At 68.6% G+C, this 13,147-nt stretch carries 13 protein-coding genes; 9 read left to right on the top strand and 4 right to left on the bottom strand.

Translation table 11 applies throughout. The features are described 5' to 3' along the window. Positions 1-20: 20 nt before the first annotated feature. Together dinB and KEC57_RS13345 are read left to right on the top strand one after the other, a co-directional pair. Positions 21-1,217 (top strand): DNA polymerase IV, encoded by a 1,197-nt coding sequence (gene dinB / locus KEC57_RS13340; protein ID WP_229385128.1) that lies wholly within the window; start codon positions 21-23, stop codon positions 1,215-1,217. Between the two features lie 51 nt (positions 1,218-1,268). Next, positions 1,269-2,156, top strand: coding sequence for a zinc-ribbon domain-containing protein (locus tag KEC57_RS13345; protein ID WP_229385129.1), 888 nt, complete (start codon positions 1,269-1,271; stop codon positions 2,154-2,156). 256 nt (positions 2,157-2,412) lie between these two features. Here KEC57_RS13345 and KEC57_RS13350 read toward each other — a convergent pair whose 3' ends face one another. After that, complete coding sequence (locus KEC57_RS13350; RefSeq protein ID WP_229385130.1) at positions 2,413-2,892, bottom strand: FCD domain-containing protein; 480 nt, start codon at positions 2,890-2,892, stop codon at positions 2,413-2,415. Positions 2,893-2,911: 19 nt separating this feature from the next. Here KEC57_RS13350 and KEC57_RS13355 point away from each other — a divergent pair, with 19 nt between their 5' ends. The 4 genes from KEC57_RS13355 (at position 2,912) to KEC57_RS13370 (ending at position 4,907) form a co-directional block, all read left to right on the top strand. Then, the gene (locus KEC57_RS13355) at positions 2,912-3,103 is read left to right on the top strand and encodes an aldolase/citrate lyase/malate synthase family protein (RefSeq protein WP_229385131.1); all 192 of its coding nucleotides are present in this window, start codon (positions 2,912-2,914) and stop codon (positions 3,101-3,103) included. A 203-nt stretch (positions 3,104-3,306) separates the two neighbouring features. After that, positions 3,307-3,807 (top strand): hypothetical protein, encoded by a 501-nt coding sequence (locus KEC57_RS13360; protein ID WP_229385132.1) that lies wholly within the window; start codon positions 3,307-3,309, stop codon positions 3,805-3,807. Positions 3,808-4,164: 357 nt separating this feature from the next. After that, a complete protein-coding gene (locus KEC57_RS13365; RefSeq protein WP_229385133.1) occupies positions 4,165-4,626 on the top strand; it encodes an SRPBCC family protein in 462 nt (153 codons plus the stop codon). Positions 4,627-4,673: 47 nt separating this feature from the next. Beyond that, the gene (locus tag KEC57_RS13370) at positions 4,674-4,907 is read left to right on the top strand and encodes a hypothetical protein (protein ID WP_229385134.1); all 234 of its coding nucleotides are present in this window, start codon (positions 4,674-4,676) and stop codon (positions 4,905-4,907) included. A gap of 121 nt (positions 4,908-5,028) precedes the next feature. Here the strand turns inward: KEC57_RS13370 and KEC57_RS13375 are convergent, their stop codons facing one another. The 3 genes from KEC57_RS13375 to KEC57_RS13385 are packed head-to-tail and all read right to left on the bottom strand — an operon-like array spanning position 5,029 to position 10,575. Next, positions 5,029-8,388 carry an ATP-binding protein gene (locus tag KEC57_RS13375; RefSeq protein ID WP_229385135.1) on the bottom strand — a complete coding sequence of 1,120 codons (3,360 nt, stop codon included), beginning with the start codon at positions 8,386-8,388 and terminating at the stop codon, positions 5,029-5,031. Continuing rightward, entirely contained in the window at positions 8,385-9,116 is a 732-nt protein-coding gene (locus KEC57_RS13380) for a DUF4194 domain-containing protein (RefSeq protein WP_229385136.1), read from the bottom strand. The genes KEC57_RS13375 and KEC57_RS13380 overlap by 4 nt, the downstream gene beginning before the upstream one ends. Further along, positions 9,109-10,575 carry a DUF3375 domain-containing protein gene (locus KEC57_RS13385; RefSeq protein WP_229385137.1) on the bottom strand — a complete coding sequence of 489 codons (1,467 nt, stop codon included), beginning with the start codon at positions 10,573-10,575 and terminating at the stop codon, positions 9,109-9,111. The genes KEC57_RS13380 and KEC57_RS13385 overlap by 8 nt, the downstream gene beginning before the upstream one ends. A gap of 80 nt (positions 10,576-10,655) precedes the next feature. Between KEC57_RS13385 and KEC57_RS13390 the strand changes: the two genes are divergently transcribed. The 3 genes from KEC57_RS13390 (at position 10,656) to KEC57_RS13400 (ending at position 13,055) form a co-directional block, all read left to right on the top strand. Then, positions 10,656-10,958: a hypothetical protein gene (locus KEC57_RS13390; protein ID WP_229385138.1), complete on the top strand. Its 303-nt coding sequence runs from the start codon at positions 10,656-10,658 to the stop codon at positions 10,956-10,958. 107 nt (positions 10,959-11,065) lie between these two features. After that, positions 11,066-11,713, top strand: coding sequence for an alpha/beta hydrolase (locus KEC57_RS13395; protein ID WP_229385139.1), 648 nt, complete (start codon positions 11,066-11,068; stop codon positions 11,711-11,713). Positions 11,714-11,858: 145 nt separating this feature from the next. Continuing rightward, positions 11,859-13,055: an FAD-dependent oxidoreductase gene (locus tag KEC57_RS13400; protein ID WP_229385140.1), complete on the top strand. Its 1,197-nt coding sequence runs from the start codon at positions 11,859-11,861 to the stop codon at positions 13,053-13,055. The last annotated feature ends 92 nt before the right edge of the window (positions 13,056-13,147 follow it).

A 13,147-nucleotide genomic window follows, 5' to 3' on the forward strand; every position in this document is an offset into this window, starting at 1 on the left:
GATGATCGGCGGGAGGCGCGATGCGGGGCGAGGCGACCGTGCTGCACGCCGATCTCGATGCGTTCTACGCCTCGGTCGAGCAGCGCGACGCGCCTGCGCTGCAGGCCCGGCCCGTGATCGTCGGCGGGGGCGTGGTGCTGGCGGCAAGTTACGAGGCGAAGGCCCGCGGGGTGCGCACCGCGATGGGCGGCCGGCAGGCGCGCGACCTGTGTCCGGACGCGGTGGTCGTCCCGCCGCGAATGGATGCCTACTCGGCGGCCAGCCGAGACGTGTTCGCGATCTTCCGCGATACGACTCCGCTCGTCGAGGGCCTCTCCATCGACGAGGCGTTTCTGGAGGTCGGGGGTCTCCGACGCATCGCGGGCACACCCGAGCAGGTCGCCGCGCGATTGCGTGAGCGCGTCCGGGCGGAGGTCGGATTGGCCATCTCGGTCGGGGTGGCGCGGACGAAGTTCCTCGCCAAGGTCGCCAGCGCGGTCAGCAAGCCCGACGGGCTGCTGGTGGTCGAACCCGACCGGGAGGAAGAGTTCCTGCTGCCGTTGCCCGTCGAGCGGTTGTGGGGCGTGGGCGCCGTCACCGCCGAGAAGCTGCACCGGCTCGGCATCCACACGGTCGGGCAGCTGGCCGAGCTCGAGGCCGCGACCGCCGAGCGGCTGCTGGGCAGGGCGACCGGCGCGCACCTGCACGCGCTGGCCCGGCTGCGTGATCCGCGCCCGGTCGACACCACGCGCCGCCGCGGGTCCATCGGCTCACAGCGCGCGCTTGGCAACCGTCCACGCTCGGTCGACGAACTCGATCTCATCCTGACCCAGATCATGGATCGGCTCGCCCGCCGCCTCCGCGACAAGGAGCGTGTGTGCCGCACGCTCGTGCTGCGCCTCCGTTACGGCGACTATGCGAAGGCCACCCGATCCCGCTCGCTCCGCATCGCGACCGACCGGACGGCCGTGCTGCTCGCCGTCGCGCGCGGGCTTCTCGCGGCGTCACAACCCGAGATCGCACAGCGCGGCATCACTCTGATCGGAGTGTCGCTGTCGCAGCTGGCGCGCGCCGACAGCGTCCCGCCCGAACTGCCGATCGACGGGGACGACGGGTTGCGCCTCGACACCGTGCTCGACGCGGTGCGCGACCGCTTCGGCACGGCATCGGTTGGCCGGGCCGCGCAACTCGGTCGCGATCCGGGCTGGTCGACGCCGCTGCTTCCGGAACACGAGTGACGAACGCGGTCACCCGGTGGCGATGTCGTGGGCCGTGCGTACCCTGCTCGCATGCCGGAGCGAGTCGAACTGTGGTGGGCACGCCGCCAGTTCTCCCGAGGCGCGGATGTCCCGTACCCGGTCGGGAACTACCGGGACGCGTGGGCATCCTTCCCCGCCCTCATCCGTCAGTATCACCCGGAGCTCAACGCCGGCATCGTCCTGAGCCAGATTCCTCCGGCGGCCGACGTGCTGCTGCTGTGGCAGTGCGAAGCCGGCCACAAGTTCGCCGCCACACCCGACGAGCAGCGCAACCGACCCGGCCGCGAACGCCGCCGCTCCGCCTGGTGTCCCGACTGCGCGGAGCTTGCCCGTCCCGCCCGGGCACTGCCGATGCGGGACGTGGTGACGCTTCCCGGCGCCTCCGTCCCCGCCGCTGTCGCGAACCCGATCGGACGCACGGTTCTGCGGCCGAGACAGCCGAAGCGGAAGCTGCAACTGTGTCCGAAGACACCCGACCTGCCCGTCGGGGAGTCGTTCCTCTCGGGCTGCGCCCCCCGGCCTGCGTCTGCGATCGAGGCGCAGCTGCGCGCCGACCTGTTCGCGCGCCTGTCGGTGACGCCGGCGCTGAACGCCGTGCGGGTCGCGCGACCGTTCTTCGATCACGTGGAGGTGTGGCCGGACATCCTGCTCCCCGAGCTGCGTATCGCGATCGAGTACGACAGCACCGGCCGGCACGGTCTGGAGCACGTCGGCAGGCGCGCGGACGCAGATCGCCGCAAGGACCGGGCCCTGCGCTCTGCGCGATGGGAGGTGATCCGGATCCGCACCGGGAAGCTCGAACCGCTCGGCCCCTACGATCTGCAGATGTCGGCGTGGAGCCGGAAGGGGCTCGGGTCTCTCATCGACACGCTCAGAGACATTCGCGGTCCGCTGCTCGTCGACCCGTACCTCGCCTGAGTCGCACCCGAACGCCTTAGGCGTGGCGGACGAGCTACTCGGCGATGCGCTTCCCCTCGCCTCGACTCTCGACCACCCTCAGGGGCGAGCTTCAGCGAAGCATCCAGCAGAGGTGCGAGAATCGTGCGGCCGGTGGCGGCACTCGGTCCGTTCCTCTGTGGGCGACGGATGCCGATGAACGGGAATCCTCGATCGTCCCATGAACTCGGGTGGTCGGGGTCGCGCCAGGGGCGGGACGGTGCCCTGTCAGAGCGAGCTAATCGTCGCCGAGGCCCGCGAGGTCGTCCATCGCGCTACGGGCACGCTCGATTGCAGTCCGTTCAGCGAGGTCTGGATCACGAGCGCGAATCGCCTCGAGCGTGCTCCGATGGCTGTCCCACCGGCTCCTACCGAAGGTGGGATCCTCCCGTAGACGACGCAGTGACCGCTCCTGACGCTCGATACTCGATAGAGCTCGGGTCTGCTCGAAGATCCGGATCAGTACCGGGTTGTGTGTGCTAGCCAGGACCGCGGAGTTGAACTCCTGAACGCGGGCGTACAGCTGTTCGGGGTGTCCATCGATTGGCAGGTCTTCGGCAACCCGGGCGTTGTACAGCCGGCTCTGATCCTCAGCAGACTCCAACAGGTGGACGAGACTGGCCAGATCCTCTTCGCTGGTGTCCTTCGAAGACATCGAGGCGTTCCACACCCTGGCCTCGAGGTCGCGGGAGATGGGATCCTCGGGCGCGTCCTGCATTCATCCTCGTCAGGTCGCGGTGCTGAACCAGGCATTCAGTCCCTCTCGCGAAGAGGTGGAGTCCGCACGCCGTGTGGTGACGGCGTACGAGGAGGCCGCCCTGGACGGTCGAGGGTCCATGATGCTCGGCAGCCTCTTCATCGACAACGCCAACTACCAGTACGCCAAACGGCTGCTCGCGCGGTCTGACGCGGCCCGCCTCACGAAATGAGGACGTCTCCGGTCCCACGCCCGAGCGCTTCTTCCGACATCGTGTCGAGACGCGTGCCTGTGGCCAGGGCCCGGGTGGCGACGGCGTTGCGGATCGCGTTGTCATCCGAGTCGCTCGGTCCGGAGTTGATCGCTGACGTGTGTCGGCAGCTGAGGGTTACGCCCGCCGAGTATCGGACCCTCTTCCGCTCGACGGATGACCTCATGGACGTGGTCAACGCTCAGTTGGTGGAGGAATGTGCGCGGCGGTTGGCTCGGGTCGTCACAGACTTCTCCGTGCCCGCGGATGCCCTTGAAGCGATGGCGGCTGCGGCCCGGATGCTGGCGAGTGCGCGTCCTCTGGACCGGGGGAGCATTCTCATCAGGGCCGAGCGGCGGCTTCAATCATTGCGGAGTGCTCACACCGGCGAGGCGGTGGTTCACGCGGAGCGTGAGTTCCAGCTGGCTGTCGAAGAGACTCTCGTCGCGTTGATGGACAAACTAGGGCGCCCTTTCGTGTGGGAACCCCGTCTCGCGGTCCGGGTGGTGCTCGACACCTACGAGCGATCGTTCGAGTCGTGGCTGCTCCGCGGCGGGAGCGAGGCGGATTTCGTTGCCTCGTCGTTCGTTCACACCACGCTTCCCCACCTGCTGGAGGAACTGAGCACCAGGCGTCCAGCGGAGGACCCGGCTCGGACAGAGAAGCAGTCGACTGGCTTCGTCTGACCGATCGTGCGCGGGCCAGAAGACGACCTGCGTCGCGTCGTGCCACAGCTCGCATCCGCGACACTTCTCCGCCGCACCGCGGAGCTCATCGAGGTCCGCTCCCGCGGGCACCCATTCTTCTGCGCCCGGACGCTCCTCGTTCTTCGTCAGCTTCGTCAGCTTCGCCATGCGAAGACGCTAGGACTCGTGTCGCTGCACGCCCACCCCCTTGCGCCGGAACGGCCCACCCGCTCCAGCACTCCGTATCCGGCGGCTTCATCAGCCCCAGCTGAGGGGGCTGTCAACCCCCTTGGGTGACGTGGCGGGATCGCTTCGAATGGGTCGGATACGTGCAAGCGCGAGCTGAGGAGCATTTCCATGGTGCAGATCATCGAGACCATCGACGTCGACGTGCCGGTCGCTGTCGCCTACAACCAGTGGACGCAGTTCGAGAGCTTTCCCGAGTTCCTCGACGAGGTGGAGTCGATCACGCAACTCGACGACACCCACACCCACTGGAAGGTCAAGGTCGGCGGAGTGGAACGAGAGTTCGACGCCGTGATCACCGAGCAGCACGCTGATGAGCGAGTGGCCTGGACCAGCGTCTCAGGCGATACGAGCCACGCCGGCGTGGTCACCTTCCACCGGTTGGACGACGAATCGAGTCGGGTGACCGTGCAGATCGACTGGGAACCGGAGGGTCTCCTCGAACGGGCTGGTGCCCTGGTAGGCGCGGGCTCTCACGCCGTGCAGGCCGATCTGAAGAACTTCAAGCAGTTCATCGAGAACCGTGGGGCCGCCACGGGCGCCTGGCGTGGCGATATCGATGCGCAGGCCTGAGACGTCGCCGTGCGGATCCACGCCACCTGGATGATTGAGAGGACAACATGACCGACGCATCACGGCCCACGGATGACGACGGCGCAACGCCCCGAAGCGATGGTGTCCCGCCCCCGGATCTCGCTGCGAGTTTCGACGAGCGCCAACCCGAGAGCCAGGGGAGCAGTCCGCTCGACGCCGAGCTGGGAGAGGACGGGCAAGGCGACATTCTCGCCGAGGATGAACCCGCTACCTCGGATGACGACGCTCCCGACGACCTGCGCGTGGAGGATCTGCCGTGAGCACGAGCTGAAGAACGCGCATCGAAGCGGGAAGAGGATGCGTCCTCACCCGGGGTGCGGGAGCGAGCCTTCGTCCCGCGCGAGCGCTGTCGCTGCACCGGTCGCTCTATGAGCTGCGCCCTCAGCCACGGACGTCTGAGAGCGCGACCTTCGGCTTCGCCCACGAACGGCCCTGGGTGTCTTTGAGGATGTCGTACTCGACGTCGACGTGCGGCTCGATCGCGCTGTACTTGTCGTTCGGGGCGCCGATGATGAGCTGGAAGCCGAGCCCGCGCCACGCGCCGATCGCCCGCTTCGTGAAATGCGCGTCGGCCTTGATGAGAGCCTCGTCGAGGAAGACCGGCGCGTACCGGGGGCGCTCGGCGCCGGCATCACCCAGCTGGTAGCGCAGTGCCGCTCCGACGATGAAGGCGATCAGCTCCTGGGACTCGCCGCCGGACTTCTCCCCGATGTGGTCGTAGAGCGCGACATGCTGCGCGGTGCCCGCGTGAACGCGCTCCGCGCTGACCCGCACGTGGTTGCGCACGTCGATGAGCTCGGCGAAGTCCGGAGCGCTGCGGCGGAGGCGATTGATCAGGCGCGACATCCGGTGATACGCGCGTTCGCGCTCTTCGTCGGTCGCCGCGGCTTCGATCAGCTTGCGGACCTCGCGCAGTTCTCGCCGGAAGCGCCGCCGCACCTCGGACTGGTTCTCGCGCGGCGTGATCTGCAGCCGGTGGTCGTCATCGTAGAACGGGAGGTCCCTCATGATCACGTTGATCGGTTCGATGCGGTCCCTGATCTCGCGGAGCGAGCGACCCAGCGTCGAGTCGAGGTTGGTGAGGTCGTTGCCCGACAGCTTGAGCAGGCTGTCGCGCCATTCCGTCTCGAGCTCGTGCAGCCCACTGGTCTCGAGGTCGGCGAGGATGCGCTCGAAGTCGCCGAGCGAATGGTCCGGATCGGCGAGCAGGTTCGGGTTGGGCCACCGATCGAGGAACCCGGTCAGTGTCCGCCGCAGACCCTCTCGCTGCTCCCCGACGGCTTCCTGCGCCGCGCGCTGATCCTCGCTGAAACGTCGCGACGCCGAGTCCAGGGCAGCGTCGAAGCGAGCCAGCTCCTGTGCGCGCCTCGACGCGCCGGTGGGGTCGGGGGCGAGGAACAGCGTGTCGAGGTATGTCGTCTGCCCGTCGGTCAGCGCACGTCCGGCATCTTCCGCCGACTCGAGCACGATCTGGGCGGCGTCGACGTCATCGGTGGTGGCGGCCCACGCGTCGGCGAGGCGCTGCCGCTCCGCCTTGGCGCTGCCGATCCCCTCGCGCAGGACGGCGGCCTCGCTCCGCTTCTGGTCGATCCGCGACTGGATGCCGGCGATCTCGGGGTTCTCGGCGGTGACGTTCTCGACGATCGCCGTCCAGCGTTCGCGCTCGCGTTCGAGGGCGGCGACGTCGACCTGGTCCCACGTCAGGGACTGGATCTTCCCGTACGCGATGAGCCGCGCGTCGAAGGCGTCGAGCTCGGCGACGGCGTTCGCGGCATCCGCGCGGGCGCCTTCCAGCTCGGTACGCGCGGCACCGAGCTGCACGTCGAGTTCCCCGAGGCGGCGGTGGGTCGAGAATCCGAGGACGTTGCCCCGATCGTGCCCGCCGTGCGCGCCGCGCGAGCCGTGAGAGATCTGCCCGGCGATCGTGAGCGCCATCCGATGAGCCGACAGCTCGGCCGTCGTGTCGACGCAGACATAGCCGAATCGTCGGTCCAGCTCGTCCTGCAGCCACCCGGTGAAGGGCGTGCTCTTGTAGTCCAGCCGTCCCGGGAGCGTCTGCGGGTCACCGGCACCGGATTCGGGAAGGCCGGTGCGCACGCCCTCGTAGCGGAGCCGATCACCGGAGCGGACGGCGTCGATCGCGGTGCGGAACGCCGGAAGCAGCTCGACGTCGATGAGCAGCGTGGTGGCGAAGCCGCCGAGCGAGAGGTTGAAGGCCTCGCGCCAGGGCTCGAACTCGGTGCGCACTTCGATGAGCTCGCCGACGAAAGGCAGATCGGCGGTGGCGAGTCCGGCGGCGCGAGCAAGCAACTCCCGGGAACGGCGGAGCCGGGCCGGGATGTTGTCGTCTCGACCTTCTGCATCGCGACGCTCGGCCTCGAGTTCGCTCAGGCGCGTCGCCAGGATGTTCCTCGCGCCGATAGCCTCGCCGTGCGCTTCGCGGAGCGTGGCCTTCGTGCCGGGATCGGCGAGCGCGCGGCGGGCTCGGTCCACCAGTGCCTCGAAGGCCTGCGCCGAGTCGACCTCCACCTGCAGGACGCCCAGCGCATCGTCGAGCTTCTCGCGTTCGCGCGCCACGTTCGTGAGCCGGTGCTCGAGTCCGCGCAGCTCCCGGTGTGCGACCTCGAGCCGGTCGCCGCCCGCGGCGCGCAGCACCTCGCCGAGACCCTCTCGTTCCAGGTCGGCGGCCTCCGCGAGCGCCTGCTTCTCGCGAACCGTCGCTTCGGCGGTGTGGGTTCCGGCCTGAAGCTCGGCCTCGACATCGCGCAGCAGATCGAGGCGGCGGGATGCCCGCCAGAGCGTGGCCAGGGAGTCCGGCTCGGTGAAACGGCCGATCTCGTCGAGGAGACGCAACCGCTCGGCGGACTCCTCGATCCGCGCGCGTGCCGACCGGATCGGCTCCAGTGCGCGCACCTGCTGCTGTGCCGTCAGCATCCGGCCGCGGGTGCTCTCCAGGCCGTCGAAGTGTGCCACGACAGCGTCGGCGGTCGCCAGTGACTCGGGCTCCTCGAGCACCATGCGCTTGTAGAGGTCATCGACGGTGGTGATCTGCTGCCCGGCCTGGATGCGGGCGAGCAGGCTCATGGCCTTGGTGCCGGCGCCGGCCGCACCGATGCCGAGCACGGTGTGCAGGCGTGCCGAGAACTCGCGGTCGGTGGCGACGGTGTCGAGTCCGGTGCTCCTCACCGCAGCATCCGCGAGCCGCTGCGCCGCAGCCGCTTGGAGCGAGCTCAGATCGAACGGACCGTAGACCGTCGCGCGAACCCGCACGGTGTCTTCCACCAGGCGCGCGGCCGCCGGGATGTACCAGGCACGCACGGCCGTGAAGCAGGAGCCGTCGTGGTCGAGCCAGGTCATCGAGATGGCCGTCCACGTATCGGTGCCGTCGCCACGCAGCACCGTCAGCTTCGTGCCGTCCTCGGTGCGGGTCTCGTCCGTCTTCCCTCGCCCGTAGGAGAGGATGTTGCGCTGCTCCAGTCCGCGCGGCCGCCCGACGACAGCGCCGTTGGAGGCGCCGTTGAACGGCGTCGTATGCGGCATCATGAGCGCGACGTAGGCATCCATGAGCGTCGATTTGCCCGAGCCGGAGCCGCCGCACAGCAGCGTGGCGGTGGGCGAGAAGCGCACTCGGTGCGCTCCGTCGTAGCCGCCCCAGTTGACCAGCTGGAGTTCATCGGCCACCCATTGCTGTCCGCGAGAAGCGGCGGGGATGAGGCCGAAGAGGGTGTCGAGCATGGTCACGATGCGGCCTCCGTGTCGTCGTCCGTCGCGTCGACGTCCTCGTCTTCTTCGTCGTCGAGATCGATCGGCATGGACCGTGCCGACTGCTCCTCGAGCCAGTCGCGCAGTTCCCGCAGGCGATCGGAGCTGAGCAGGATCTCGACGAGCGGATTGATCCGGTAGCGGCCCTCCGACTCCTCCTCGAGGACGCCGTCCTGACGCAGCCTGCCCACGGCTGCTCGGATCGCCTTCTGGCGCCGTGCCGTGCTCCCGTCCGCTTCGGCGAAGTAGGTCAGGACCGTCTGCTCGACCTCTTCGATATCGACGCGCGCCGACGACTCGCCCGCGGTCGTCTCGCGCTGGTAGACCGTGCGCAGGTGCACCAGCACGAGCGTTTCGGCACGCGAGTACGCCTCGTCGCGCAGCAGGATCGGGATCTCGAGCTCGTCCGAGCGGATCTGCTCCTTGTAGGCGACGCCGCGATCGTGGTCGACGATCAGGCGGACGAACAGGTCGTTCAAGCGCGATTCGATCGTGTGCTGGTGGTCCATCAGCACGGCCCATTCGCCGCGGTTGCGGCTGGCCAGCAGGAAGCGGCGCTGCAGCAGTCGCACGAGGACGCGACGCACGTCGGGGTCGAGTACGCCCCGGTCACCGGCGAAGAGCTCCTCCGGGTCGTGCTCCATCGCGACCGGATCGATGAACGGACCGTCGCTCGCGGTATCGGGCAGGGTCGCAAGGTCAGTCATTCTGGGGCTCTTTCACGGTGCTCGCGGTAACGGTGCCGAACGCGAACCGGCGGGTCGTCCCATCGGGTCGTCGCGCTTGCGCGACAGACACGTCGTCGGTCTCGGTCATGCCGTTGCGGTGGGCGATCTCCAGCAGTCCCACGAGGTCGACGGGCCGGCGCGTGTCGTCGTCGGCGCCCTCGAAGGCGGTCGCGAGGTCGAAGCGGTCGCCGAGCGTCAGGACGTACTCCTCGAGCTCCGCATAGCGCGGCCCGCCCCACGCGCGGGTGTCGGCATCCACGAACTCGACGTCGTCCGTCACCGGCAGCGGGGCCGGCGCACCCGGCGGGCGGAGATCGCTGAGCGTCTGGCGCAGGTGCCCGATGTCGGACACCGGGAACGTGTGCAGCGGTTCGACGCGGTCGCTCGGCTTGGAGCTCTGCATCCAGACGTGCAGTCCCGACATCACCCCGCGGAGGAGATCGTCGACCTGGCGGTCGCGGATCGGGTCGTGCGTGCGCACCTGCGCCGTGATGACCTGCGAGGCCCGCCGCTGGGCGGTGAGCACGTCCTGCACGCCCTTCTCGACCTGTCGTCCGATGGAGTCGAGATCGCCCCGCTGGGCGGGTCCCATCAGCCGAGAGAACGGCTGGGCGAGGAGGGTGCGCAACTGCGTTGCGAGACGGTCGATGTGCTCGGGATCGCCGATGAGGCGCAGGGCGCCTTCGAACGCCCGTCCCTCCGGCGTCGACTGCATGACGTGCTGACCCCGCTGCAGATACTCGCGGAGGATCTCACCGGTCGGGCGGATGTCGCGGCGGAGGTCCGCGACGACATCCCGCTGCATCGCCTTGATCGACTCCGCGACGCGGGAGAAGTCCGCGGGCAGCTCGCGGGCGAGGTGCAGGACGTTCTCGGCCTCCTCGAGCAGCTGTTCGTCATCGACCGGCTCCGCTTCATCGCCGCGCAGCCGGGCGATCTCCTCGTCGAGTGCGTCGCGCTCCTGCATCAGCAGGGCGATCCGCTGCTCGGGGTCGGATTCGGCGTCGCGCGCCAGCCGCTCGACGGCATCCAGCAGCGTGCGCACCCGCGACCGCGACACGCGCGCACGCCCGCCGGTCCGTCCGGCGATCTCGAGCGCCCCTACGGCGTGAGCGGTCAGCCGGTAGACCTCGACGTCGTCCTCGAGCTGCGGTGCCAGCCAGCCGACTCGGACCCAGTTGCGGCAGATCTCGCGGGCCGTTCCGGCCGGAAGCCGGCGCTCGTCCTCGTCGTAGCCCGCGGCCCGCAGCTCTTCGAGGGCCTCGCCGATCTCGACGTGGGCGTCGGCGACAGCGACCGAGCGGCGCTCGGCGGTGAACACGATCGAGAGCATGGCCACGACGAAGGGCGCGAAACGGCCATGGAGAAGATCGAGAGTCGGATCCTTGAACGCCAGCACCGAGCGCTGGTAAGCCGCTTCGGCACGCGTATTCGACATCTCTTCAAGATTAGTCGGCGGTGCGGGCAGAATGAGCTCGTCGGCCAGCGCGGTCGGGGCATCGAGGAGAGGTCGGCGACATGGCGGAGATCGAGGGGAAGTGGGCGATCGAGGTCGCGACGCTCGCGGGTTCCCGACGGTACGACCTCACTCTGTCGGTGGCCGGAACGACTCTCACGGGTACCGCCGTCGGCGCCACCGGGCCGGTTCCCATCCGGAACGGCACAGCGGCGGGCGACACGGTTGCGTTCAGGCTCGATCTCGCCGCGCCACTGCCGACGTCGCTCGTCTTCCAGATGCGCGTCATCGGCAACCGCATGACCGGAACGGCGCAGTCCGGACCCTTCCCCGCTTCCAGCGTGGTCGGCACCCGCACCGGGTGACGGGCGGCGATCGGCAGCAGATGACGCTGGGAGCGTAGATCTGGAGCCGTCATGGTTCTTACGCAGAACAGTCGTACGATGAGCGCACAAGTGGAAAGTGTGCTGACATGACTGAGCAGGCCGACCGGAATCCGCATCTTCAGACCGCGGCGGTGTCGTGGGGAAGCAGACGGGCGCCAATCGCTGTGCTGGCCGTGCACGGCCGAACCCAGTCGCCGGAGTTCATGCGAGAGCTGAGCATCTCGGTGGACGGTCCGCCCGCGCGCTGGGTGGCGCCGGCTGCAGCGGATCACCAGTGGTACGACTACAGGTTCATGGACGCACCACCCAAGGCCGATGCTCAGCTCGACTGGTCGCTCGAAGCGATCGACGCCGTGCTTCAGGGCGTACTCGCGAACGGTTTCACCGCCGACCGGGTCGTCCTCCTCGGCTTCTCGCAAGGCGCCTGCCTGATCTCGGAATACGCTCTGCGAAACCCGAGACGATACGCGGGCATCGTGCTCCTCACCGGCGGCTTCATCGGGCCGGAGGAACGCCGGACCGACTTTCGCGGGTCCTTCGACGGCACGCGAGTGCTGATGTCGACGGTGCGGGAGGACCCGTGGGTTCCGCTGCCCCGGGTCATCCGCACACACGCCGAGTTCGAGCGCCTCGGCGCCGAGGCGGAATTGTGCGTGGAGCCGGGCGCCGAGCATGGAGTGACAGAGGATGCCCGCGCGCGGACCCGAGCGCTGCTCGTCGCGGCGAGCGCCTGACCGCGTCGAGGCCCCTCGCCGTCGACTTGACCCGCTCGTTGCAATTCGGTACGTTCAGCGAACAGATAATCTATCAGCGAACAATAGACAGTCGCTGTCACTCGATGAGGAGTAGATCGTGGCCGCTGGTCCCAGGCCTGAATCCATGTCCGCACCCGCGCCGGACGTCGACGTGCTCGTCGTGGGCGGCGGCCCGGTCGGAATGCTCAACGCGCTCGGCCTCGCGCGCGCCGGGGTCTCGGTGCGGGTGCTCGAGGCTGAGCCGGCGATCGTGCAGTCTCCTCGCGCGATGGTCTACCACTGGGCGGCTCTCGAGGGCCTCGATCGTCTCGGGGTTCTCGATGAGGCGATGCGCAGGGGATTCACGAAGCAGGAGTCCACCTATCGGGTGTTCCGCACCGGCGAGGCCATCGACCTGACCCTCTCCGTGCTCGAAGGGCAGGTCGCCCACCCCTACAACCTGCATCTGGGCCAGCATCAACTCGCCGAGATCGCGCTCGAACAGCTCGTCGCGCTCGGCGTGCCGGTGCATTTCGGCGTGCGGGTGAACGGTGTCACTCAGTCTGATCACGGCGCACGGGTCTCTGCGGTCACCGCAGTCGGCCCCGTCGAGTTCGGCTCCCGCTGGGTCATCGCCGCCGACGGCGCGCGCAGCGGCGTGCGCGCCGCCCTCGGCATCCCGTTCGAGGGATTCACGTGGGAAGAGCGATTCGTCGCCACGAACATCCGCTTCGACTTCCAAGCGCACGGCTTCGCCCGCTCGACGATGATCGTCGACCCCCGGTATGGCGCGATCATCGCGAAGATCGACGACACGGGGCTGTGGCGCCTCACCTATTGCGAGAGCCGGGATCTGCCCGCAGAGACCGTGCTCGAGCGGATGCCGGCATTCCTGAAAGCGGTGCTGCCGGGCGACGGCAAGTATGAACTCGATCAGTTCACGCCTTATCGCATGCATCAGCGTGCAGCCCCGACATTCCGCGCGGGACGCGTGCTGCTGGCGGGGGATGCGGCGCACGCGACGAATCCCAGCGGAGGTCTCGGGCTCACCTCGGGGCTCTTCGACACCTTCGTGCTCTATGACGCGCTGGCCGGCGTCCTGCGCGGCGCAGAGTCCGAGGACGTGCTCGATCGCTACGCGGACGAGCGTCGGCGCGTGTTCCTCGAGAACGCCTCCCCGACGGCGAGCGAGAACAAGCGCTTCGTGTACCACTCCCACGATCCAGAGCGCCTCGAGTCCGACCTCGCAGCGCTGAGACGGGTCGGGTCCGACGAGTCGCTGCAGCGCGAGCGAGCCTTCGGAATCCGCCGGCTCGAGACTGCACCGCTCGTTCGTCTCTAGCTGAGCGGCGAAGCGCTCGCGCCTCGCACCGATGTCGGCTACTGTTTGTTCAGCGAACTATTGTTCGCTACACGCTCATTCAATGAAGAAGG

The sequence above is a fragment of the Microbacterium allomyrinae genome, from assembly GCF_020682705.1.
Classification (GTDB): Bacteria; Actinomycetota; Actinomycetes; order Actinomycetales; family Microbacteriaceae; genus Microbacterium; species Microbacterium allomyrinae.